Raw genomic sequence first — 22,606 nt, 5'->3', positions numbered from 1 at the left:
GCAGAACCGCGGGGAGGGGTGGACACTCGATCCACCCCTCCCCGCGGTCGTCTATTGAACGACCGCAGCGCTGAACAGACTCAGCCCAAGATGTGCTCGACAAGTCCGGCGCCGGGAACCGAATCGAGGCCCTTGCTCGGCGGCAGCTTGGGCAGACCCGTCGCGACATCCCGGCCGAGCTTGTGGGTGGCATCCGCAAGCTTGTTGTCCACCATGGCGAGGGCAGGCATGTCATTCGCGATCGGAGCGACGTGCCCCAGCTTCGGCAAGGTCGGCCCCGAACCGTTCTGCGGCGTATCCCGCAAGGTGGGTGCCACCGCGCCGACGGGATTGGCCAGCGGTTCGAGTTCGTATCCCTGAGCCGCGGTGAATTCCGCAGCTGTATCCACAGCCGACACGCCCTCGTGGTCGGGCTGCCGCGGGCCGATCTTGGCCTCGAAGAATCCGCCTTCCTTGGCATGCTGGTCGAACGCGCCGGTGTGGTCCGGTTGTACGTCCGCGGAGATCGTCGGCCGCGCCTTCGTCATCTGCTCGACGCGGGTGGTTTCCGCGAACAGGTGCCCGAGGATGCGGTTGGGTTTGCCGGGGGCGAGGATCGGGCGGCCGTCCCGGAGCTCCCCCGCCACTCCGTGGGTGGTGGTCACGATGTCCGCGCCGACCTGCTTGACCAGGTTGGGAGAGCTCGCTTTGACCTGGGCATCGACGCAGGGCGCCTTGGTCCGGTGGAAGGCAGCGCCCTGCTGCATCTCGCAGGCGTCCACCGGTACCGAGAAGCCGACTTCGTCGGGCACCTGCGAGAGGTCCGGAGCCGGGAGTGGGGATGCCTCCTCTGCGGAAGCGCTCGCGGTCCCGACCGCGGCGAACCCCGCGGCCACAACGGCTGCCTGCATCGTGCGGGTGGTCCAGGGACGCAAGATCAGTTCTCCTTGATCTGACGGGGGCGTGACCACCACGACCGGCGCCGACATCCGACGCGTGTGGCGATCTCGTTACGGCTGCTCGGACCTTCGTGCCCGGACGGCCGACGCGCTCCCCATCGGACCGGTAGCTGCCGATCTTGACCGTCAGATTTGAGAGACCGCACGAATGAGTGGTTTTCACAACCAGTGATGCGAAGTGTGGTAATCGGTCTCCGAGTTACCGGGGTGCGAGGACCCCGCGAGGAGTTCAGTCGAGCGTGAGGCTGGGGGTCAACATCGCCATGAGGTGCTCGGTGGCCATCTCGGGTGTGATCTCGGGCCTGCGCTCACGCCACAGCGCCAACCGCTCGCACGCACCGATGATCGCTTCGGCGAACGCCTCCAAGCGCACCGAGTCGAGCTCCGGGCGGGCAACGCGCAGCAGCTCGGCGGTGAACTCGGTTTGCTGCATCCGGATGGCCTCGAGCTCGGAATGGACCGTGCTGTTGGGCAGAGCGGTCTCGTTCCGCAGCAGCTCCCATGCTTGCTGGTGGTCGTCGCCGAACTTGAAGAAGGCCAGCAGGCAGTCGTACATCAACTGCTCCGGATTTCCCGCGTTGGCGGCGGCGGCGCTGGTGCACTCCAGCAACTCCCGCTTGGCCCGTTCCACGCACGCGATCAGCAGGCCCTCTTTGGAACCGAAGTACTCGTAGAGCATCGGTTTCGACAGGCCGACGCGCTGGGCGATGTGATCCATCGACGCGGTTTGGTAGCCCTCGGTCGCGAACACTTCCTCGGCGACCGCGACGATCTCCCGCTCCCGCTGGGCGCGCGAAACGCGCTTGCGGGGGGCGGTCGTAGCCGTGTGCGTTGCTGCTGCTTGCCCGATCTCCACGAAACCAACCCTACCGCAAGTAACCTACTCGTAGTAGCCTACCTTCGAGTAGGCAGGCTGGGGCAGCAGAAGGAGGCCCGGACATGGTGCAAACACAGTCGGACCAGCAGCAGCGATACGACACCTCCGTCGTCATCGTCGGCACCGGATTTTCCGGGCTGGGAACCGCGATCAAACTGAAAGAAGCCGGAATCCACGACTTCATCGTGCTGGAGAAGGACGAGGACCTCGGCGGAACGTGGCGCGACAACACCTACCCCGGCTGCGCCTGCGACGTACCCTCCCTCATGTACTCGTTCTCGTTCGAGCAGAACCCGGACTGGTCCAGGCTCTTCGCAGGCCAGCAGGAAATCTCCGACTACCTGCAGCGCTGCGCCGACAAATACGGCGTGCGGGAACACATCCACTACGGCGTCACGTTCACCGGTGCCGAGTACGACGAAGACACACGCCACTGGCACCTCACCACCGAATCCGGAACCGAATACGTCGGCCGCGCTCTGGTCATGGGCGTCGGCGCACTCCACATCCCGAGCTACCCGGACCTGCCCGGGATCGAACGGTTCGAAGGCGAGGTCTTCCACTCCGCGGACTGGAACCACGACTACGAACTCGAAGACAAACAGGTCGCCGTTGTGGGCACAGGTGCCAGCGCGATCCAGTTCGTCCCCGAAGTCGCCAAGAAGGTGTCCCGACTGCACCTCTTCCAGCGCACGCCCCCATGGATCCAAGCGAAACCGGACCACCCCATTCCCGAGCGGATGCAACGCTGGTTCCGGCGTGTTCCGGGACTGCAGCGCCTCGCCCGATCCCTCGTCTACTGGACCCTGGAATTCCGATCCGTCGCCGTTCTGCGGAGCAGGTTCCTCGGAAAGATCTCCGAGAAGCTCGCCAAGCGCTACATCCGCAAAACCGTCAAAGACCCGGCAGTGGCCAAGGCCGTCACACCGCAGTATTCGATGGGCTGCAAGCGGATCCTGCTCTCCAGCGACTACTATCCGGCGCTCAACCGGCCCAACGTGGACCTGCGGACCGACGGTGTGACCGAAGTTCGGGAGAACTCGGTCGTCAGTGGTGACGGCCAAGAGCATTCCGTCGACGCCATCATCTTCGGCACCGGATTCCACGTCACCGACGCCTTCGACGACCTCGCGATCATCGGCCGGGGTGGACGCAAGCTCCAGGACGCCTGGCGCAACGGCATGGAAGCGCACCTGGGTATCACGGTCTCCGGATTCCCGAACATGTTCTTCCTGCTGGGGCCGAACACGGGTCTCGGACACAACTCCGTCGTGTTCATGATCGAATCGCAGATCAACTACGTGCTCAGCTGTCTGCGCCCCATCCTCGACGGGAAGATCGACCAGATCGACGTGCGCCAGTCGGTGCAGGACGAGTTCAACGCCCAGATCCAATCCGAACTCGGCGACGCAGTCTGGTCGGAAGGCGGTTGCCAGAGCTGGTACCTCGACGAGAACGGCGTGAACCGTACGGTATGGCCCGGATTCACCTGGAATTACTGGCTGCGCACCCGCAAGGCGAATCCGGCTGACTTCGAAATCCAAGCTGCCGGACGCCGTTGAGGCTTCGCACGAGAGTTCGATATGCTCTGGCGGTCACTGTCGAATCAGCCCTCAGCCCACAGTGACCGCCAGAGCGGTCCGCTATTTCCAGGTGCGGCGGGGCTCCCACCCTTTACCGAGGGGCGCCGATGTCTCAGGCCCGCGCACTGTCGTCCGATGAGGTTCGCGGCCTCCGGGAAGAATTGACCTCCGGCAGTACGCCGACGGTGTGGTTCACGTCGTCGGCCGTCGGTGTACCCGAAGGTAGATCAGGAAAAGTGGTCGCGCTGGATGAGCCGGCCGAAGGTGACTTCATCCAGGTTCGCCCAGCAGGCTCCAAGGACGTGCTGTCCTTCTCCGTCGGAGAGGTGACGACCGTCAAGCCGCCACGCAAGCGCAAACAACCGGAGCCCGCCGCGAAGAAATCCACATCGCCAACGGCCGCGAAACAAGACACGACGGCCGCACCCGTCAACGAACCCGCAGCGTCGACCGACCGCCCGCAGAAAGCGAAACGGGCCGAGTCGAAGACGAGCACGAGCACCGGCAAATCGGCCGGAACCGCAGCCCGGGAATCGAAAACCGGCGATGCGAAACCAGCCGACGCCAAGCCAGCGACCGGGGCAGGAGCGTCGAGCTCGACTCCCGCCGCCAACTCGCGCCGCAAACCCCGCCAACCCAGTGGTGCAACAGTCACGCTGACCGCGGACGAGTCCGGACAGTGGAACGTCGAAGTCACCACCGGGAAGAAGCGCATGCTTCGACCCACACCCGTAGCGGCCTCCGCGGTCGCCCAGGCCGCCAAGACGCTGCACGACGATGTCGCCGAAGCAGTCGAACCATTGCTCCAGGCAGCTCGCGAACAGCAACGCAAGCGTGTCGAAGCGCTCCAGAACGAACTCGCCGAAGCCCAGCGCAAGCTCGACGACCTCGCCGACTGACCAATCCGCCACCAGGCCGGATGAAGCAAGGGAACCTTTCTGCCACATCTGGGAGAAAGGTTCCCATGCGGCATGCTGAACCAGCACGCTGCGGACCGCCGCGCCCAACCTGGCCCCGGCTGCACACCGCATGTGGAGACGCGACCAGAATTCGAGAGATCACATGTCAGCTTCGGAGGACGCGACCGCAGCGTCGTTGTTGCGCATGCGATCGATACTGCATCTCCTCCTCGCCACTTTCGGAGGTTTCGCAGGCTATGTCCTGCTGCTCCCGGTCGTGCCGAAATGGGCAGTCGAAGGTGGAGCAGGTGAGGTCGTAGCCGGCATCACCAATGGCATATTCATGCTGGTCACAGTACTGACACAGCTCGGCATGCCGTGGTTGCTGCGAAGGGTGGACCATCGGTTCGCGCTGGGCGCGGGCACCCTTCTGGTCGGTGCGCCAACGCCGCTCTTCATGATGTCGACCGATTTGACCACCCTGCTCGGCGTCTCAGGCCTCCGAGGCGTCGGCTTCGGGCTGCTCACCGTGTCCGGTAGTGCCCTCATCGCCGAACTCGTGCCTACCGAACAACGCGGTCGTGCCGCCGGCCTGTACGGGATCGCAGCCGGGCTGCCGAACGTTCTGCTGCTCCCGACCGGAGTGTGGCTCGCCCACCACATCGGATATGAGGCGCTGTTCTGGATTGCCACGGCACTTCCGGTACTGGGCACCGTGGCGGCAGTGAGCGTTTCCCCGGTGCGCTCGACGTCGATGGAGGAGCGCCGCGCAGGCGGCTTTTCGCCTGCGCTCCTGCTGCCGTGGTTGGTGATGACCACGGTCTCGCTGACCGCAGGTGGATTCCTCAGCTTCGTGCCACTGGCGATTCCGGGAGCGCTTCCCTCCGCCCTCCTGCTCGCCTTCGGATTCGCCGTCGTGACCGGACGATGGCTCGCCGGTGTGCTGGGCGACCGGTTCGGTACACGACGAGTGCTGAGTCCCGCGGTGCTGATGGCCGCACTCGGCCTCGTCCTCGTCGCGGTCGGAACTGCCGCGCAGCCGATGATCGCGCTGCCCGGGGCGTTCGCTCTGGGAATGGGTTTCGGGGCCGTGCAGAACTCAACACTCGTCTTTATGTTCGAGCGCTCTGACTCGGGAGTCGCCAGCACCGTTTGGAACATCGCCTACGACGCCGGAAGCGGGATCGGCGCGGTCAGTTTCGGCGTACTCGTGACTACCACCACCTACCCGGTGACGTTCGGTATCGCCGCGGCAGCAGTGCTCGCGTGCACACCACTTCTCGCTCGGATCCACAACGTGGAGGTGGCGACCACGAGCCGAACCGAGCGCCTAGAATCCGAAGGGTGACTCGCAGCCTGCTGACCCCCAAGTGGCTGCTGCTGCACGCCTTGTTCCTCGCTGCCGTCATCACCACCGGCTTGCTCGCCTGGTGGCAGTGGGGCCGAGCCAACGATGCAGGCGGTAGCTTTCAGAATCTCGGCTACGCACTGCAGTGGCCGCTGTTCGGTGCCTTCACCCTCTTCCTGTGGCAGCGGGTCGTCCGAATGGGCATGGAGGAACGAGCTGAAGGCGACGAGCCGCGACCCGAAGAAGAGGCCGCCCCGGAAGGGCCAGGGCGACACTCCGTTCGCACACGCCCACTGGTTCCTCCGCCTGCGGAACCGGTGACCGACGACGAAGATCCCGAACTCGCCGCTTACAACAAGTACCTCGCGGAACTCAACGAGGCCGAACAAGGCCGCTAGTTGAAAGTGATCCCGCCGTGGATCTCCCGCGCCTGGATCACCTTGTCCGCATTACCGGAAACCGTGTTCACGACGCTTTGTTCGGAAGCTGTGACTTCGCGGTGCACTTCGGCGCCGTCAGAACGCAACTGCTGCGCGAACTCCGGATCTTGGGTCGCTGCTCGATCCAGCCGTTCGGCGAGTGCTCGCACCGTAGGTTCTTCCGCCGCGGGCTGCTCGGCTGCTTCGAGCGCCGCCCCCATCTCGGGATCCTGCTCTGAACGTCCCCGGATCAACCCACGGACCTTCTCCAGTGCGGTCGAACCGGCAGAGCCGAGGACGCCGGCGGCCTGGCCTGCCAAGGCCGTCGCCAGCGAGTCCAAAAACGGGTCAGTCATGAGTCCTCCGAGGTGGCGTTCGAGGTGTGGTGTTTCCTCATCGTTGGTGACCAAGTGTAGTCAATTGATCGCCAAGAAGAGCCGGAATGCGGCGCACTGGGACGCCTTTTCACGTACGTGGCGCTTTGAACTGCGAAAACGTCCCTCTTGGTTTGAAGGTCCCGGCTGTCGGTGTCGTGCTTCACCGTCGGGTAGATGTGATATCAAACCAATGAGTGATAGCTGGCAAGCACGGATCGACACGCTCGACGGCGAGAGTGCCGACACCCGCCACGCGGTGCCCGCAGTGATCGGGCTGAGGCCTAAGCTGCCACGGGCGACCCGCGGTGCTTGATCAAGTCGCATCGACACTTGATGATTGGGGCTGGAGTGCGCAGCGGCGTACTATTGAAAATGTTCGGGCTGTGCGTACTGGCCGGAGTGCTGGTCGCGACCCTGATGATGCCGCTGGCGGTCGGCGCTGGAGCCGCCGTCAACGAGACCACGACCGCCATGTCGAATATGTCCGGATCCCTGGCCAGGCGGGACATGCCGCAGGTCTCGACTGTCACCGACAAGGACGGCGAGCCGATCGCCTACTTTTTCGATGACTACCGGGTCGAGACGCGTCCAGGTGAAATCGCGGACACGATGAAAGCCGCCATCACCGCTGTCGAAGACAAGCGATTCTGGGAACACGAGGGCGTCGACTGGCAGGGCACCATGCGTGCGCTGGCCACGAACATCAGCACTGGGGGAACCACCCAAGGTGCCTCGACGATCACCCAGCAGTACGTCAAGAACTACCTCGTGCACGTCGTCGCCGACTCTCGCGTAGACGCCGAGCGGGCCAAGGAAACCACCATCGCCCGTAAGCTCCGCGAAGCAAAGGTCGCCGTCGAGCTCGAACGCACCATGACCAAGGAGGAAATCCTCACCGGATACCTCAATGTGGTGCCCTACGGCAATCAAACCTTCGGAGTCGGGGCGGCGGCCCAAACGTATTTCGGCACCACCCCCGACAAACTGACCATTTCGCAGTCAGCGCTACTCGCCGCGATCGTCAATCAGCCGGGGTCCCTGAATCCGCACACGAACCCCGAAGAAGCACTCGAACGCCGCAACCTCGTCATCGACCTCATGTCCGATCCGCACAACAACATGCGGATCACCGAAAAGGACGCGGCCGAAGCCAAGAAGGAACCACTCGGCGTGCTGACGCCACTCGGTCGACCTCCGAACGGCTGCGTGGGTGTCGGTGACGGGACCACAGACGGGTTCTTCTGCACATACGTGACGGATTACCTCGAACGTGCCGGAATCGACTCGGACCGGCTGGACACCGGCGGACTCACCGTCCGCACCACCCTCGACCGCACCGCCACCGACGCGGCGAAGGACGCGGCCGAGAAACAAGTCCCGACACAGACCGACGGCATCGCGAACGCGATGGCAGTCGTCGAACCAGGCACGGACAAGCACAAGGTCCGTGCGCTTGTGGCGAACCGCGACTTCGGAAACGACGCCAGCAAGGGACAGACCGCCTACGACATCGTCAGCAAGGTTCAGCCCTTCGGTGCAGGGTCGATCTACAAGGTGTTCACTGCCGCCGCCGCATTCGCACAGGGCATGAATCCGCAAGACGTCATCGCCGTACCACCCACATACACCTCCAGCGTCTACAAGAACGGCACGGCGCCGTACACCGTCGGAAACGCGGAAGGCGTTCAATCGGGCCCGCAAACGCTGCAGATGGCGCTGGCGAAATCGCCGAACACCGCTTTCGTGGCGCTGCAGGAACGAGTGGGACTCAACAACGTGGTCGACATGGCGTCCCGTCTCGGGTTGCGGCGCGGGATGAACGAAGTGAACGAAAATGGACAACCACTCAGTGAAGACGGTTCGAACGGGCCCTCTCAAGGCCAAGCGATCAAGGAGAACAACCGCGGGGCCTTCACCCTCGGTTACACACCGACCAGCGTGCTTGAGCTCTCCAACGTCGCCGCCACGATCATGAGCGGCGGCACGTTCTGCCCACCGACTCCGATCGAAGAAGTCAAGGACCGGCACGGCAACATCATCCCGATCGAAGAGCAGCCCTGCGATCAAGCGGTCACACCCGAGGTCGCACGCGCACTCGCCGAAGGCCTCAGCAAGGACCACACCGAGGGAACTTCCCAACGCGCCGCCGAAGCGGCGGGCTGGACACGTCCCCTGATCGGCAAGACCGGTACAACGCAGCAACACCGCTCGGCCGCGTTCCTGGCCGCCACGCCGCAGATGGCCGGCGCGGTGCTCACCTACGCCGACGGCAACAGGCCCGAAGGGATCTGCGACAGCGGTGGTGACGCGCCGCCGTTCCTGTGCGGGACAAACGGCGGAAACATCTATGGCGGCAAGGTGCCCGCACGCACCTGGTACGACGCCATGACCGAGGTGCACGCTGGCCTGCCACCGGCCCCTCTGCCCGGTGTACCTGCCCCGTAGGTCTGCATCCACGGTCACCGAAGGCGCCGGTGCTCTCGGTGACCGTGCAGGAAGCTCCTTCGCCCTGAAGGAGCCCGCCGCCTTTCGGTAGACAGCATGGGAACTTTTCTTCCACACGTGAAAGAAAAGTTCCCATGCTGCGCACCGCAACCCCTGCCGGGCGTTCGCGCAGATCACATCTCTTGGCAGGATGAGGAGGTGAACACCGAGCAGGATCGCGTCGATGTCCGTGGGACGGTCAGCTTCGTAGCCATCGCCTACGTTCCGGCATGGTTGTTGACCCTCCCCATGTGGATCACCGGACAGGGGCTCTTGTGGCAATGGGCGCCGCTCGTGCTCACCGCCATGATGTTCATGCCGGCCGTCGCTACCTTCGTCGTGAGCAAATGGGTCAGCCCGAAACCCGACCTCCTCCGCGCCACGGGCATCCGGTCCCCGGGCGGGTTTCGATCATGGTGGCGGTACTCGCTTGTCGCCTGGCTCGGCCCACCGGTCGTCATGCTGCTCGCCCTCCTGGTGGGCGATCTGCTCGGCGTTTACCACGCGGACTGGACGGGATTCTCCGGCCTGGCCGAACAGAACCACACCGAAGTGATCGGCGAGCCCGAGACATCCCCGAACACCCTCGCGCTGACCGAAGTCGCCCAAGTCTTTCTTCTCGGCTGGTTCAACGTCGCCGCAGCGTTCGGGGAAGAATGGGGCTGGCGCGGATACCTGCTGCCGAACCTGATCCCGCTGGGGCAACCCGGCGCATTCCTCGTCACAGGAGTGTTGTGGGGCTTGTGGCATGCCCCCGTGCTGGTTCTCGGCTACAACTATCCGACAGTTCCGGTCGTCGTCTCCTTCATCATGATGGTCTGCTTCTGCACACTCGTGGGCGTACTGCTGGGCTGGTTGCGGCTCGTGTCTCGCAGCGTGTGGCCGCCCGCTATCGCCCACGGGTTCCTGAACGCCTCCGCCGGGCTGCCGCTGATCTTCGTCGCCGCGGGTAACCCGATCAACAATGCCCACGTGGGCTTGCTCAGCTGGAGCGGTTGGATAGTGCTCATCCTGCTGATCGTGCTACTCGTCCTACTCCGAAAGCTTCCGGTGAAGCTGGAACACGTCCCTGACGGTTTGACCCGCGGCGTTCGTCGCCTCAGCAGGCGTTGAGAGCATGGGAACTTTTCTTCCACACATGAAAGAAAAGTTCCCATGCTCACGAGTCACCGGAGCGAGGCCCGCACCTTCTCAGCGGCCGCCACGGTATTGCGCAACGCATCCTCGACTTCAGCGTATCCACGAGTCTTCAACCCGCAGTCGGGATTAACCCACAGGCGGTCCGCGGGGACCGACCGCAGCGCGGCACGCAGCAACTCTTCCACCTCGTCGACCCCAGGCACTCGAGGTGAATGAATGTCGTACACGCCAGGGCCGACGCCGCGAGCGAACCCGACCGCATTGAGATCGTCGAGGACCTCCATTCGGGACCGCGCGGCTTCGATGCTGGTGACATCCGCCTGCAAAGCGACGATCGCGTCGATCACATCACCGAACTCCGAATAGCACAGGTGCGTGTGGATCTGAGTTGAATCCGCGACACCGGACGTGGCCAACCGGAACGAATCCACAGCCCAACTCAAATACGCCTCGTGACCTTCTCTGCGGAGCGGAAGCAGTTCTCGCAACGCAGGCTCGTCAACCTGTACAACGCCGACGCCGGCTGCTTCGAGATCCCGAACCTCCTCACCGATGGCCAATCCGACCTGCATCGCCGTGTCCGCGAGTGGTTGGTCATCCCGAACGAACGACCAAGCCAAGATGGTGACGGGGCCCGTCAACATCCCCTTCACCGGTTTTGCGGTCAGCTGTTGCGCCTGCTTCGTCCAGTCGACGGTGATCGCGTGCGGTCGGGACACATCGCCGAAGAGAATCGGTGGGCGCACACAGCGAGACCCGTACGATTGCACCCACCCGTTGTCCGTACTGACGAAGCCGGACATGTGTTCGGAGAAGTACTGGACCATGTCGTTGCGTTCGGGTTCGCCGTGGACGAGAACATCCAGTCCGAGTTGCTCCTGCAACCGAACGATGCGTTCGATCTCGTCGAACATCCGACGGTTGTAGGTCGCCCGGTCGATCGTGCCGTTGCGCAGTGCTGCACGAGCTTTCCGCACGTCACTGGTCTGCGGGAACGAACCGATGGTCGTGGTGGGAAGCGGAGGCAGATTCAGGGTTTGTCGCTGAGCTTCGCGCCGAACAGCGTAGTCGGGCCGTTGAAAGTCACCTGAGGTCAAATCCCTGACCCGTTGCCGGACGTTGCCGTCATGTCGACGAGCTGAATTTCGCCGAGCTTCGATCAACGAATTTTGAACTGAGAGTTCGTCGGCCACCGCATTCCGGCCGTCTCGTAGCGCACGATTGAGCAGGACCACTTCGGAGACCTTCTGCTTCGCGAAGGCCAACCATGGTTTGATCTCCTCGTCGATGCTGGTTTCGGCATCAACGTCATAGGGCACGTGCAGCAACGAACACGATGTCGCGATCGACACGTCACCGGCAAACCCGAGAAGGGTAGCGGCGGTGCCGAGTGCTGAGTCCAGGTCCGTACGCCAGATGTTGCGTCCGTCCACCAAGCCGGCGACCAAGGTCTTGTTTCGCAGACCATGGATGGCGGGCAGCCGATCTATAACGGGCCGCCCTGCGACGAGATCCAGGGCGATCGCCTCGACATCGGTCTCAGCGAGAACGCCCAACGCCTCCCTCGGATCTCCGAAGTAGGGAGCCACCATCAGCTTCGGTCGGTCGGTCGCGTGCGCGATTTCGTCGTAGGCGCGACGCAGCAGAGCCAGTTCTTCGGTGGATCGGTCGGCGGCGAAGGCCGGCTCGTCCAACTGGACCCACTCCACACCGGCTTCGTGGAGCTCGCGCAAGAGATCGACATAGGAGGGCACCAGGTCATCGAGCTTGTCCACGGTACGAAACGATTTCGGGGAGCCCTGTGCTGGTTTGGACAACAACAAGAACGTCAGCGGTCCGACCACAACCGGGCGGGTGAGCACGCCCATATCGGCAGCTTCGTGGCACTGCTCGACGGGAGTGCGGTCGGCCAGTGCGAACTCCGTATCCGGGCCGATCTCGGGGACGAGGTAGTGGTAGTTGGTGTCGAACCACTTGGTCATCTCGAGTGGAGGCGTCGACTCAACGCCTCGTGCCATCGCGAAATAGGTGTCCAACGGTCCGAGTCCCAGACGCGTGTACCGCTCGGGCACTGCGCCGAACGTGACAGCAGTGTCCAACACCTGGTCGTAGAAGGAGAAAGTGTTGCTCGGTACCGAGTTCACACCTTCGTCATGAAGTTCCCGCCACGTGTTCGTGCGTAGCGTCCGGGCCACATCCCTGAGTTCTTCTTCCCCGATACGGGATGCCCAGTAACTTTCCAACGCCCGCTTCAGTTCGCGGCGCGGCCCGATGCGCGGATATCCGAGTACGGTCGATCCGATCGTGCTGGTCAAAGCTCTCTCCTCGCGAGCTCGGTGACACGGCAAGTCCGACAGCCCCGAAGAGGTGAACGCGTACCGCAGACCAGTCCGGTGGAGTGGCCGCAGTGCCCGCTCGCCCTCCCTCGAGGCCACGGACGAGCGCACACACGCTGGTGTGCGCACCGATGGCAGGTCTTCGGACTCGTGGGCGGTCCCATTTCGGATGTTCCTACTAGCCGTCAGCTTCCCAGGCATGCCCAGTGCTTTGCCGACCGAAAACGGGCGGCGACGGCGTTCGTTCCCACTCACCGCTGCGGGGCAGTCCCGGAGTTACACCGGGTTCCCTCTTGCCTCACCGGTCACGATCCCTCGCCGCCGGTGAACCATCAGCGTCCTGAACCCTACTCGTTGGGCTCCGGATGGCAAGACCCATCGCCTTGTGCCGGGTCTCACCACAGGGGTGTCAGCAAGGGAACTTTTCTCTCAGTTGTGGAAGAAGGGTTCCCTTGCTCGGTGTCGGAATCTCGTGCTACTCGGGTGTATGTGAAACGGGCTCAGCCCGGCTGTAGAGGGTGAGCCGTGCCCCATTTGGAGTAAGCGGCTACGAGATGGACCGCGTGCCGGTCCGGGTATTGTCAACCTCTTCCGCTCGCTGCAGGATGTGGCTTCGATACTTCCGTCCCGGCATTCGGGAGCGCACATGAGCAGTGATGAGCGTCCGTTCGAGCGAGTACTCAGACGTAAAGACGTATTGGCGGTCGGATTCGGTTCGATGATCGGATTCGGCTGGGTTGTCCTGGCCGGTCAGTACATCGACGACGCTGGTGTGCTCGGATCCGCGCTCGCGTTCGTGATCGGTGGTCTGATCGTAGCGCTGGTCGGTCTCACCTATGCTGAGCTGGTATCGGCGATGCCGAAAGCAGGCGGAGAACACCACTACGTTCTCCGCGCCCTCGGTTCGAGATGGGCATTTGTCGCATCGTGGGCTGTCGTCGTCGGCTATGTTTCCGTCGTCGCATTCGAGGCGGTGGCGCTACCTGAAACGATCGCCTACCTCGTTCCGCAACTGTCTACCGGAGTGATCTGGCACGTCGCTGGATCCCCGGTTTATGCGATATGGACGATGGTTGCCGTCGCCGGAGCGGCCGTGATCACCATTCTTAACTATGTAGGTGTCCGACCTGCGACGACACTGCAGTCGATAGGTGTGCTGTTCTTGCTCGGCGTAGGTGCGTGTCTGCTGTTCGGCTCTCTCGGCAGTGGTTCGATCGCCAACGCCGACCCGCTGTTCACCGGCGGAACGATGGGAATCATGGGTGTCGTTGTGGCGACACCGTTCCTGTTCCTCGGGTTCGACGTGATCCCCCAGTCCGCAGAAGAGACCCAGCTCCCCAGTCGGCAGGTCGGCAAACTGCTCGTGCTCTCCGTGGTGCTTGCCACTTCCTGGTACGTGCTAATCCAGATAGCCGTCGGAACCGCGATTCCACTGCATGAGATTCAAAGCTCCGATTTGGCTACCGCCACGGCCATGGCAGCGCTATGGAACAGCGACACGATGGGTGGCCTCCTCATAGTCGGCGGTGTGGCAGGCATCCTGACTAGCTGGAACGGGCTACTCATCGGGTCCAGCAGACTCGTCTACGCCATGGGAAAGTCCAAAATGCTCCCAGCATGGTTCGCCAAGATACACCCAAAGTACAGAACGCCCAGCAATGCAATTCTTTTCATTGGCGGGATAAGCATGATCGCGCCACTGTTCGGTGAACAAATGTTGACATGGTTGTCCAACGCGGGAGCGGTCAACATCGTCGTGGGATACTTGCTCGTATCCGTGTCCTTCCTCGTGCTGCGGCGTCGCGAACCTGAACTCGAGCGACCGTTTCGCGTTCGCCGGCCCTGGGGTATCGGGGTGGCGGCAATCCTACTGAGCGCCATGCTGATCCTCCTCGCGCTACCAGGAATGCCGGCAGCTCTGTCATGGCCCTACGAATGGATGATCACCATCCTCTTCTGGGGTATCGGCGCGGTCTTCTTTCTGTCGGTTCCGCGCATCCCACCAGGGCCGGGAGCAGACGAGCAGCTTCGCAGCGCCCGGGCATGAACCGTGCGAGCAAGGGAACCTTTCGCGCACATCTGAACGGAAGGTTCCCTTGCTGCCGGGCCGCACGTGACAGCATGTGCGAATGCTGACGAGCTTGTTGCCCACCACCCAGCGCGCCTTGCTGCGGCGGTTGGCAGTGGAACAGAGTGAGAACCGGGTCCCGTCGCTGACTGCGGGTCTCGTACGTGATGGCGAGATGATCTGGGCCGATTCCAGGGGGACGGTCGATGGGCAGCGACCAACCGTCGATACGCAATACCGCATAGGGTCGATCACCAAGACCTTCGTCGCGGTCCTGGTCATGAGGCTGCGAGATCAAGGCCGCTTGGCCCTCTCCGACCGGATTGACCAACACGTTCCCGGGACCGCCGTGGGAAACCGCAGTATCGAACAGGTCCTCACCCATTCAAGTGGCCTCAGTGCGGAACCAGCCGGGCCGTGGTGGGAGCGGGTTCCCGGAACCGACGTGCAAGAGTTCCTGTCGAACATCGACGAGAGCGAGCTGCGCCCACCTCCAACGCACGTATTCCACTACTCGAACACCGGTTTCGGTGTGCTGGGCGAGTTGGTTTCCCGACTCTCCGGGCAAAGCTGGGCCGAAACACTGCAGAGCGAAATCCTGGACCCGTTGGGCATGACGAGAACAACCTCGCACCCGACGGCACCGCACGCTGACGGGTTCGCTGTGCACCCGTGGGCCGACGTGGTCATGCCGGAACCCGCCGAGGATGCTGGCGCGATGGCTCCCGCAGGCCAATTGTGGTCGACCATCGAAGACATGGTGCGCTGGCTGCGGTTCATCAACGGTGACACCGCCGACGTCCTGCACCCGGATACCCTCACCGAAATGTGTGCTCCTGGCGCGGTCGACGACGGGGCCGAATGGCGGGCCGGATTCGGGCTCGGTATTCAGCTGATGCGTCACCGCGGTCGTCGACTCGCAGGACACGGCGGTTCCATGCCGGGGTTTCTGGCTGCTGTGCTGGCCGAACCCGCGCAGCGCACCGGCGTGGTGTTCATGGCCAACACAACCGCCGGCGTCGGTTCGGTACTCGCCACCGACCTGCTGGACATTCTCGAAGAGCACGAACCAAGGATCCCGCCGGCCTGGACTCCGGGACCCGGCGTAGAAGCGTCGCTGTTGAACCTCACCGGCCAGTGGTTCTGGGGCCCCACACCGTACGTGCTGCGGATTCTGCCGGACGGACTGCTCGATCTAGTTCCCTGGAACGGAAAGGGACGTGCTTCCAGATTCCGCTCCAACCAAGACGGAAGCTGGACGGGACTTGACGGCTACTTCGCGGGGGAACCACTGAGGGTCGGCAGGAACGAACAAGGTGAGCCAACCTACTTGGATCTGAACACCTTTATCTTCACTCGCCAGCCGTATGCGTCCGAAGCGCCTGTGCCCGGCGGTGTGGAAGGCTGGAGAACTGCCGAATTCTAAGTCGGCGCGAGGACGGACCGAGCGGGACACGTGGAAGAAAGGTTCCCTTGCTCCTTGCGGGACTGGACTTGCCGTAGGAGACACAGCGCGGGTCAGCTGCGGCGAGGCCCTGCGAAGAGGACTGATCGCCGCACTGTAAGGCCCCGGGTGGGTGGATCCTCCTTGATGGCAGGAAGGCCGGCTCCGGTTGCGGACGGAGACAGCCGCCGGCAACCGGAGCTCAGGTGTCCACCCGGGTTTGGTGAAGTTCGGGTCAACCTCCTCGAGGGTCGCGTCGAACGATGCGTCAGTCCGGTGTCTTGCGGAAACGCTAAGGATCCCAAGGGCGTTCGGAATACACTTCACACCTCGGTCGTACGCGTGCGGTGAAGTACGCCTGACGGATGTCGTCAACCACCGCTTGTGGCTCCTTGACGAGACGACCAGGCAAAATCTGGACGACGAGGACACCATGGGTGGCATACCGCGTGTTTCGCCGCATCGTGTTCGAGTACCCGGACTTCGTGAAGTGGAACTCGAAAGAGTCGATCTCCACGGCCATCCCGACATCGTCGAACCACGCGTCGGGACAGCCGACGTACTCTCCACCGGTACTGAACACTGGAGTGTTCCACAACGGTTTCGGTAGGTCTGAAGCATCGAGCAGCTTGAACGCGCGTAGCTCCGGAATCGAACGAACCTCGACCGTCATCGACCGCAAGAGCGCACGGGGGAGCCCGGTTCCACGGCGGCTGCCCAACTCCATCTCTTGGATCAACTGCTGCGGGTGGCACTGCTGCCCGCGCTGAATGGCCTCGACGAACAGATCCTCGGTGAACGCGCGCGTCTGCCACGTCCTCGCACCGTCCATCACGGCGCGTACGAGCGGAGCGGTCGGGATGCCGCCCCGCAGGACAGGCGTCGGCAATCGAGTAGTCCGTTCGAAACGGATGGACGGCTGGCACTGCAACTTGCGGCTGTGCGGAATCAGGACGTGGATCGGCTCGTCCAGCGGTGGGGTCGTCAAGCCGTGCAAACGAGCACCGTGCATACCAGTGATCATCGCGTCCGGGCCCGCGCACAACAATGCGGCTTGAATCAGGTCGTCGGTCGTGGCAGGCCCCGGAGCAGTGAGGACGATCCCCGGAGCCAACCGGCTCCACGGGCCATCCGCACGGGCACGACGGTACGACGTTGACTGGGATACGCCGAGCTTCTCCAGATCGCGCACGTGGAACACGCGGCGGGGTTGGTGCGTGGGAGTCGCAACGACGGGCGAGTTGGTTTCCATAACCCGAATATGCGGACGCCGCAGCGGTTCACCGTGATTTGCTCAATTTTCGGGTGCGTGTCGGACAGTCTGGTGGAGCAAGGGAACATTCCTGTCAGATCTGGAGCAAAGGTTCCCTTGCTGGCACCGGTCACGAGTTGCGGATCCACCAGCGCATCGAGTACTCGACGAGGGGGATGAGGAGGTGTTTGATGGATTGGCGGTTGCGGGCATCACAGATGATGACGGGAACGTCGGGGCCGATGGCTGCGGCATCCCGGACATCGTCGACTTGGTGGTGAAGATCCCCATCGAAGCAATTCAGCCCCACCACGTAGGGAAGGCCCCGGTCTTCGAAGAAGTCGATCGCGGGAAACGCGTCGGAGAGCCGCCGAGTGTCGGCCAGGACCACCGCGCCGATCGCGCCACGGACGAGGTCGTCCCACATGAACCAGAACCGGTGCTGGCCCGGTGTTCCGAACAGGTAGAGGATCAGGTCCGAAGCCAGCGACAACCGGCCGAAGTCCATCGCAACGGTGGTGCTGTGCTTGTTCGGCGTTGCGCGGAGATCGTCGAGACCGTGGCTGGCAGTGGTCATCACAGCCTCCGTGGTCAGCGGCACGATCTCGGATACCGACCCCACCAGGGTCGTCTTCCCAGCGCCGAACCCGCCAGCTACCACGATCTTCGCCGACGTGGCGGTATGGAGCGCCTCATCATGCGTCGGCAGTGAACGTGTTTCAGATGTCATGGATTATCCACTTGCGGTGTCGTATCGATCGGAAGGGCAGCGTTGTCATAGCCGGCGCAGTCCACTCAGCACCCTCTCCATCAACATCAGGTGTGCCGAGTGATCGGTTTCCTGAACGGTTCGATGCACGTTGATGAGGCCGAGATCGGCCATGTCGCTCAGTAGAACTTTCGCCACACCAAGCGGGACACCGAGGCGCGCCCCCACTTCGGCGACCGATCGGGGCTGCTGGCACAGGTCGACGATCGAGCAGTGCTCCGGACGCTCCAAATGTGCTGTCCGGCATAGGTCGCTGGTGGACACGAGTGTTTCCAACTCGAGTTGGTAGCTCGACTTGGTGCGTCCCCCGGTCCAGGCGTAGGGACGGACGTAGGCGGCCTGATCTCCACTCGACGTGTCCGCGGCGTTCTGATCTGCAACTTGCGCGCTCAGGTCGGCCTCTGGCCACTCCGTTTCCGGCACTGTTCCAGCGAACAAGTCCCCCTCGGTACGGGCGATCCACGGGTGGCCGAAGGTGAATCGATTGCATGTTTCGACGAGGGAATCAGCGTCGAAGGAATCACGAGCGCCCTGCACGGCTCGGCGCTCCGATGATCGCGAACTCCCGTTCATGACGCCCTCATGCTGTCTGACCGGTCATCACTCGACTCGTCCCTCTGAGCTGCGAACGCAGCTCCGGGGTGAGGATCTGCCCCACACGCTCCACCAAGAGCGCCATTTCATACGCGATCAACCCCATGTCGCATTGGGGTGCGGCCAGCACGGTGAGGCACGAACCGTCGCTGATGGCCATCTGGAGCATCAGGCCGTGTTCCATTTCGACGACGGTCTCCGTGACGTTCCCGGCCTGGAAACAGCGAGCCGCGCCTTGGGTGAGGCTGAGCAACCCGGAAGCCACGGCGGCGAGCTGGTCCGCCCTGTCCTTCGGCAACTTGGCCGACGAAGTCAGCAGCAGCCCGTCCGCGGAAACGACCACCGCGTGCGCCACTCCCGGAACCCGTTCCGTGAAATCCGTGACCAACCAGCTGAACTGATGTGGTTGCGTCTGCTGAGAGTGCATTTCGCCTCCAGTCATTCTGGTGCTATTGGTGTTCACGCAGGGCGTGCTTGCCTTCTCGAATGCCCTGTTGAAAGCGTTCGAGGCGTCCGCGGACCACGTCCGCGTTGCGTTCCAGCCCGCCGTTGCCGGCATGCGACTCGTAGATGGCACCCGGAGTGAGATGCATGCGAGGTGTTCGCCTCGGCAGCCCCGTCGAGGTGTGCTCCGGAACATCCGCGGTCTGCGGAACCATCTCTTCTGGCTTCGCGGCCCGGTCGCGACTGCTTTCTGCTTGTGGTTCCGGCGTTGGGGCCGTCTCGGCGGCCTCGGAAGCCCCGGAAGCCCCGGAAGCCCCGGAAGCCCCGGACGCCCCGGAAGCCCCGGAGGTCCCGGTTTCGCCGCGCCCCCTTTGCAGCCCCTGTTGAAAGCTCGCCAATCTCTGGCGGGAGTCTTCCGGACTTCTGTACGTCTCAAGAGCTTGCGGCTCGTCTTCGGACGCGGCGCTGCCTGCGATCAGATGTGCTCGCGGTGTCCGGCGTGGAAGCCCAGTCGCGGTGAACGTGTCGGGTTCGATCTCGGTCACCTTTTCCGCCCTTTGACGATCTTGATCGCTGGGAAACGCCCATTCCGGGGGCTGGCCGTTCGGTGCTGCATGCTCTTCGGAGGAAGGGAACCCTTCTTCCACAGATGACCGGGAAGTTCCCTTGCTCGCGTCCGATGGTGCTGCGGTCGTGGAGCACGAGGAGGTGTGCTCCTCGAGCGAGTGGTCGGACTCGTGTGTGGCGGATGCCCAGAACCATGCTGACGCAAGATCATCGAAGATCGGCGTCCTCGGCGAAACGCTGTTTCGATGCACACCGGTATCTTCGGACGCAGACGTCTTCGATCCGTTCGCTACGCCGTCCCTGTCTTCCTGCGGTCGTGCAGATTCGGCTGGTGTGGCCGACTGTTCAAGAGTGTCGTCCGAAGCTGCGGAGCGCACAGCCTGGGGACCCATTCTCTCGGCGGCCGTGGCGTCCTGTTCAGCAGCGGCCCAGTCGTACGTGGTGACCACGCTGTCACCCGCTTGCGGGCGGGTGCGGGTGCCATTCATCGGTGCCGACCCCGGATGCGGTTTCCCAGAAGAGCGGTCGACAAGCAGCTCGGGGGGCAAGGTGACCGTTGCTCGAATGCCCAGTCCATCCGGGCCGCTTCGCAGTTGGACGGAGAGGTTGTGCTTGTTGGCCAGCCGTCCGACGACGAAGAGTCCCATCCGTCGAGACACGGACACATCGATTTCCCGGTCACTGACGAGACGTTCGTTCGCGGACTCGAGTTCGTCCGCATTCATTCCGATCCCGCCGTCGACGATGTGCAGGTCGCAGAACCCGTCAGCGCGTTGCCAGCCGGTGACGGTGACGTTGGTGTGCGGTGCGGAGAAGTTCGCCGCGTTGTCGAGAAGCTCGGCGAACAGCCGAACGAGGTCGTTCGCCACGTAGCCGACCACGCTTGTTCGAGGCAAGGGCTGGACGACGACTCGGGGATAATGTTCGATTTCGGACACTGCTGCTCGTAGCAAGTCGGCGGGGTCGGCTGGCCGGTTGAATCGGCGGGTGAGGTCCGTACCTGCGAGGACCATGAGGTTCTCGTTGTTTCGCCGCATCCGCGTCGCCAGGTGGTCGAGTTGGAACAGAGTGGCGAGTTGGTCGGGATCCTGTTCGTCGCGTTCGAGGTGCTCGAACAGCCGAAGTTGTCGTTCGAGGAGGCTTTGGCTACGGCGGGAGACGTTGACGAACGAGTCGCTGTAGCTCTTGCGTAGTTCTGCTTGTTCTGTCGCGAGGTCGACGGCCTGGGTTTGGACATCGTCGAAGGCGCGCGCGACCTGGCCCACCTCTTCATTGGTGTCGACGGCGACTCGAGGCGGAGAGCTGCGCTTTTTGGAGCCGGCGCGGATGTCGGCCACTGCTCTAGGGAGTTCGCTGGTCGCAGCTTCAAGTGCGCTGCGTCGCAATGCAGTCAAGGATCCGAGGAGTTGACGGGCCACCACGATGACGATCAGGCCTGCTACGAGCATCGCGGAGAGAAGGAGCACGGTACCGATCCCCGCGGTGTTGCTCGCATTGTCGTGGAGACCTCCGGTGGTGTCCCGCAGGTGAGTTTCCATGTGCTTCGCGAGACCATCGAGGGCTTCGATCTCCGCATGGGACACCGACTTCCAGTCGGACACGGAAATGCCTGGCGGCACGCCCTCCGCGGCGGTGAGAAGTGTCCTGACGGCGGTTTCTCTGGTGGTGATGTCCGGCTGGAAGTAGAGGGTGTCGTATTCGATCCGTTGGTGTGGTGCCGCTGCGGCACGGTATTCGTCGATCGCCGAGGCCCGGCGGGTTTCGCTCTCGCCCAACTGAGTCAGGTGTGACGGGCTGACGGTGCCGGGACGGAGCGCTGTGAGTACGAGTGCTTCCTGGAGCCGAACCTCGTGCGAGATCTTGGCGAGTTCGTGCAGGCTGGTCGCGGTCGGCACGAGTCTGGATGACGAGATCTGACTGATCAGCGTCCGGTCGAGAGCGAGTATGGCGCGCACGATGTCGGTATAGGAATTGATGGCGCCCAGAGGATCGATGCGGCCGTTGATCACTCGTTCACGCAGCCTGGCCAGCTCACCGAGTTTCCGCTCCACTTCATCCTGCGCCAGACCGACTACGACATCGGCGTCACCACCGCTGCCGTCCTGCGGCTGAAGCGTCCGTGCCGCGTGTTCCCATGCCGCATCTGTTGCGGCAAAGTGCTCGCGTACGGAATCGGGGGAGGTATTTCCGGTGACCAGGAACTCCGCCGTTCGCGTGCGTTCTTCCTGAAGACGGGTCGCGGCGTTGCGCACCGACTCCGCTGAGGAGACCACGGCGCCCAGATGGGCGTAGGCATCCGCCTGTCGGACCTGGCCCCGGATGTGCAGGAACCCCAGCCCGCAGGCGAGAACTACCGGCACGAGAACAACAGCGGCAAGCTTGACCGGAATCTTCCAGTTATGCCAGTGCGTGATTCTCGCTGCAATATACGCCCATGGGGACGTCCGGGCCCCGGTCGCGGGCGAATGATCGGCTTCGCTACTCACGACGCAGTCCCTTTCCGCGCGGTCGAGCTCTGTTCAACAGCGCACTCGTGTGGTGGACAGTGTTATCCGTCGCGATCTGTGACAGTTTCCTGAACACATCGGAGGTTTGGTGAAACGTCAAGTCCGTCAATAGGCGGACGCACGCATTCGCGTCTTGGAGTTGCGAGGGGCGCGGTGGCGTGCTTTGCTCCCGCCGTCGGTTTCGAGGACTCTACCGCAGCCGCTGATCGACCTGAAAAACTTGCCCATAAGTCCATGTCCAGCTATAACGCCGCTTTGGTCTGGCGGGATGGCATCCGATCGGCGAGCGGGTTGATTCTTCGTGTACTAATCGTGGTCGACGTGACCCGATCAATTTTTGTAGCTGTCGCCTTACGGGTGACTGGTATTCGAGTGGCAGTGGTTCCGAACTACATGTTCGTCGCTGGTCAGGTTGGCCACGGTGGTCAACGAGGGTTCCGGCTCGCTGCCCAGCGGGCGCCTGATCACCAGGGACAATGATCCCGTGTCGGTTGTATCCGGCCAATCCCTGCAGATTGACCGCGGTCGCGCGAATTGCCGGAGAATGCCACGCAAGCGGA

The 22,606-nt window shown here is 63.2% G+C and carries 17 protein-coding genes and 1 riboswitch; of the genes, 8 read left to right on the top strand and 9 right to left on the bottom strand.

What is annotated here, in order from left to right:
* Positions 1-80: 80 nt before the first annotated feature.
* Together ACYVAN_RS02395 and ACYVAN_RS02390 are read right to left on the bottom strand one after the other, a co-directional pair.
* Positions 81-914, bottom strand: a complete 834-nt coding sequence (locus ACYVAN_RS02395; RefSeq protein WP_460955088.1) for a hypothetical protein — start codon at positions 912-914, stop codon at positions 81-83.
* Between the two features lie 253 nt (positions 915-1,167).
* Positions 1,168-1,794 carry a TetR/AcrR family transcriptional regulator gene (locus ACYVAN_RS02390; RefSeq protein ID WP_460955086.1) on the bottom strand — a complete coding sequence of 209 codons (627 nt, stop codon included), beginning with the start codon at positions 1,792-1,794 and terminating at the stop codon, positions 1,168-1,170.
* An 83-nt stretch (positions 1,795-1,877) separates the two neighbouring features.
* Between ACYVAN_RS02390 and ACYVAN_RS02385 the strand changes: the two genes are divergently transcribed.
* From ACYVAN_RS02385 to ACYVAN_RS02370, 4 genes are all read left to right on the top strand, one after another.
* A complete protein-coding gene (locus ACYVAN_RS02385) occupies positions 1,878-3,377 on the top strand; it encodes a flavin-containing monooxygenase (RefSeq protein ID WP_460955084.1) in 1,500 nt (499 codons plus the stop codon).
* Positions 3,378-3,505: 128 nt separating this feature from the next.
* Positions 3,506-4,297: a DUF6319 family protein gene (locus ACYVAN_RS02380; protein ID WP_460955082.1), complete on the top strand. Its 792-nt coding sequence runs from the start codon at positions 3,506-3,508 to the stop codon at positions 4,295-4,297.
* A 163-nt stretch (positions 4,298-4,460) separates the two neighbouring features.
* Complete coding sequence (locus ACYVAN_RS02375) at positions 4,461-5,645, top strand: MFS transporter (RefSeq protein ID WP_460955081.1); 1,185 nt, start codon at positions 4,461-4,463, stop codon at positions 5,643-5,645.
* Entirely contained in the window at positions 5,642-6,043 is a 402-nt protein-coding gene (locus tag ACYVAN_RS02370; RefSeq protein WP_460955079.1) for a hypothetical protein, read from the top strand. The genes ACYVAN_RS02375 and ACYVAN_RS02370 overlap by 4 nt, the downstream gene beginning before the upstream one ends.
* On the opposite strand, the gene ACYVAN_RS02365 is transcribed toward ACYVAN_RS02370, so the two are convergent.
* A complete protein-coding gene (locus ACYVAN_RS02365) occupies positions 6,040-6,420 on the bottom strand; it encodes a hypothetical protein (RefSeq protein ID WP_460955077.1) in 381 nt (126 codons plus the stop codon). The genes ACYVAN_RS02370 and ACYVAN_RS02365 overlap by 4 nt on opposite strands.
* 354 nt (positions 6,421-6,774) lie before the next feature.
* Here ACYVAN_RS02365 and ACYVAN_RS02360 point away from each other — a divergent pair, with 354 nt between their 5' ends.
* Together ACYVAN_RS02360 and ACYVAN_RS02355 are read left to right on the top strand one after the other, a co-directional pair.
* The gene (locus ACYVAN_RS02360) at positions 6,775-8,886 is read left to right on the top strand and encodes a transglycosylase domain-containing protein (RefSeq protein ID WP_460955271.1); all 2,112 of its coding nucleotides are present in this window, start codon (positions 6,775-6,777) and stop codon (positions 8,884-8,886) included.
* Positions 8,887-9,084: 198 nt separating this feature from the next.
* Complete coding sequence (locus ACYVAN_RS02355; RefSeq protein WP_460955075.1) at positions 9,085-10,038, top strand: CPBP family intramembrane glutamic endopeptidase; 954 nt, start codon at positions 9,085-9,087, stop codon at positions 10,036-10,038.
* 53 nt (positions 10,039-10,091) lie between these two features.
* Here ACYVAN_RS02355 and metE read toward each other — a convergent pair whose 3' ends face one another.
* Positions 10,092-12,380: a 5-methyltetrahydropteroyltriglutamate--homocysteine S-methyltransferase gene (gene metE, locus ACYVAN_RS02350; protein WP_460955073.1), complete on the bottom strand. Its 2,289-nt coding sequence runs from the start codon at positions 12,378-12,380 to the stop codon at positions 10,092-10,094.
* Between the two features lie 137 nt (positions 12,381-12,517).
* A riboswitch (cobalamin riboswitch) is annotated at positions 12,518-12,750 on the bottom strand.
* A 297-nt stretch (positions 12,751-13,047) separates the two neighbouring features.
* On the opposite strand from metE, the gene ACYVAN_RS02345 reads away from it, so the two are divergent.
* Both ACYVAN_RS02345 and ACYVAN_RS02340 read left to right on the top strand, forming a co-directional pair.
* A complete protein-coding gene (locus tag ACYVAN_RS02345) occupies positions 13,048-14,448 on the top strand; it encodes an APC family permease (protein ID WP_460955071.1) in 1,401 nt (466 codons plus the stop codon).
* 82 nt (positions 14,449-14,530) lie between these two features.
* A complete protein-coding gene (locus tag ACYVAN_RS02340; RefSeq protein WP_460955069.1) occupies positions 14,531-15,895 on the top strand; it encodes a serine hydrolase domain-containing protein in 1,365 nt (454 codons plus the stop codon).
* A 310-nt stretch (positions 15,896-16,205) separates the two neighbouring features.
* Here the strand turns inward: ACYVAN_RS02340 and ACYVAN_RS02335 are convergent, their stop codons facing one another.
* From ACYVAN_RS02335 to ACYVAN_RS02315, 5 genes are all read right to left on the bottom strand, one after another.
* Positions 16,206-17,165: a hypothetical protein gene (locus tag ACYVAN_RS02335; RefSeq protein WP_460955067.1), complete on the bottom strand. Its 960-nt coding sequence runs from the start codon at positions 17,163-17,165 to the stop codon at positions 16,206-16,208.
* Positions 17,166-17,295: 130 nt separating this feature from the next.
* Positions 17,296-17,895, bottom strand: a complete 600-nt coding sequence (locus ACYVAN_RS02330; RefSeq protein ID WP_460955065.1) for a GTP-binding protein — start codon at positions 17,893-17,895, stop codon at positions 17,296-17,298.
* A gap of 45 nt (positions 17,896-17,940) precedes the next feature.
* A complete protein-coding gene (locus tag ACYVAN_RS02325; protein ID WP_460955063.1) occupies positions 17,941-18,357 on the bottom strand; it encodes a DUF742 domain-containing protein in 417 nt (138 codons plus the stop codon).
* A gap of 157 nt (positions 18,358-18,514) precedes the next feature.
* Entirely contained in the window at positions 18,515-18,955 is a 441-nt protein-coding gene (locus ACYVAN_RS02320) for a roadblock/LC7 domain-containing protein (RefSeq protein WP_460955061.1), read from the bottom strand.
* A gap of 22 nt (positions 18,956-18,977) precedes the next feature.
* The gene (locus ACYVAN_RS02315; RefSeq protein ID WP_460955059.1) at positions 18,978-21,899 is read right to left on the bottom strand and encodes a sensor histidine kinase; all 2,922 of its coding nucleotides are present in this window, start codon (positions 21,897-21,899) and stop codon (positions 18,978-18,980) included.
* Between the last annotated feature and the right edge of the window lie 707 nt (positions 21,900-22,606).

Source organism: Parasphingorhabdus pacifica (assembly GCF_054779195.1).
The sequence above is the reverse complement of the archived record's forward strand: the minus strand, read 5'-3'. Positions and strand labels throughout refer to the sequence as shown.

Excerpts from the sequence above, each read along its gene's own strand:
- ACYVAN_RS02340 (WP_460955069.1), top strand. The coding sequence starts at position 14,531 with ATGCTGACGAGCTTGTTGCCCACCACCCAGCGCGCCTTGCTGCGGCGG.
- ACYVAN_RS02320 (WP_460955061.1), bottom strand. The coding sequence starts at position 18,955 with ATGCACTCTCAGCAGACGCAACCACATCAGTTCAGCTGGTTGGTCACG.
- ACYVAN_RS02360 (WP_460955271.1), top strand. The coding sequence starts at position 6,775 with ATGATTGGGGCTGGAGTGCGCAGCGGCGTACTATTGAAAATGTTCGGG.
- ACYVAN_RS02385 (WP_460955084.1), top strand. The coding sequence starts at position 1,878 with ATGGTGCAAACACAGTCGGACCAGCAGCAGCGATACGACACCTCCGTC.
- ACYVAN_RS02335 (WP_460955067.1), bottom strand. The coding sequence starts at position 17,165 with ATGGAAACCAACTCGCCCGTCGTTGCGACTCCCACGCACCAACCCCGC.
- ACYVAN_RS02365 (WP_460955077.1), bottom strand. The coding sequence starts at position 6,420 with ATGACTGACCCGTTTTTGGACTCGCTGGCGACGGCCTTGGCAGGCCAG.
- ACYVAN_RS02345 (WP_460955071.1), top strand. The coding sequence starts at position 13,048 with ATGAGCAGTGATGAGCGTCCGTTCGAGCGAGTACTCAGACGTAAAGAC.
- ACYVAN_RS02375 (WP_460955081.1), top strand. The coding sequence starts at position 4,461 with ATGTCAGCTTCGGAGGACGCGACCGCAGCGTCGTTGTTGCGCATGCGA.
- ACYVAN_RS02330 (WP_460955065.1), bottom strand. The coding sequence starts at position 17,895 with ATGACATCTGAAACACGTTCACTGCCGACGCATGATGAGGCGCTCCAT.
- ACYVAN_RS02380 (WP_460955082.1), top strand. The coding sequence starts at position 3,506 with ATGTCTCAGGCCCGCGCACTGTCGTCCGATGAGGTTCGCGGCCTCCGG.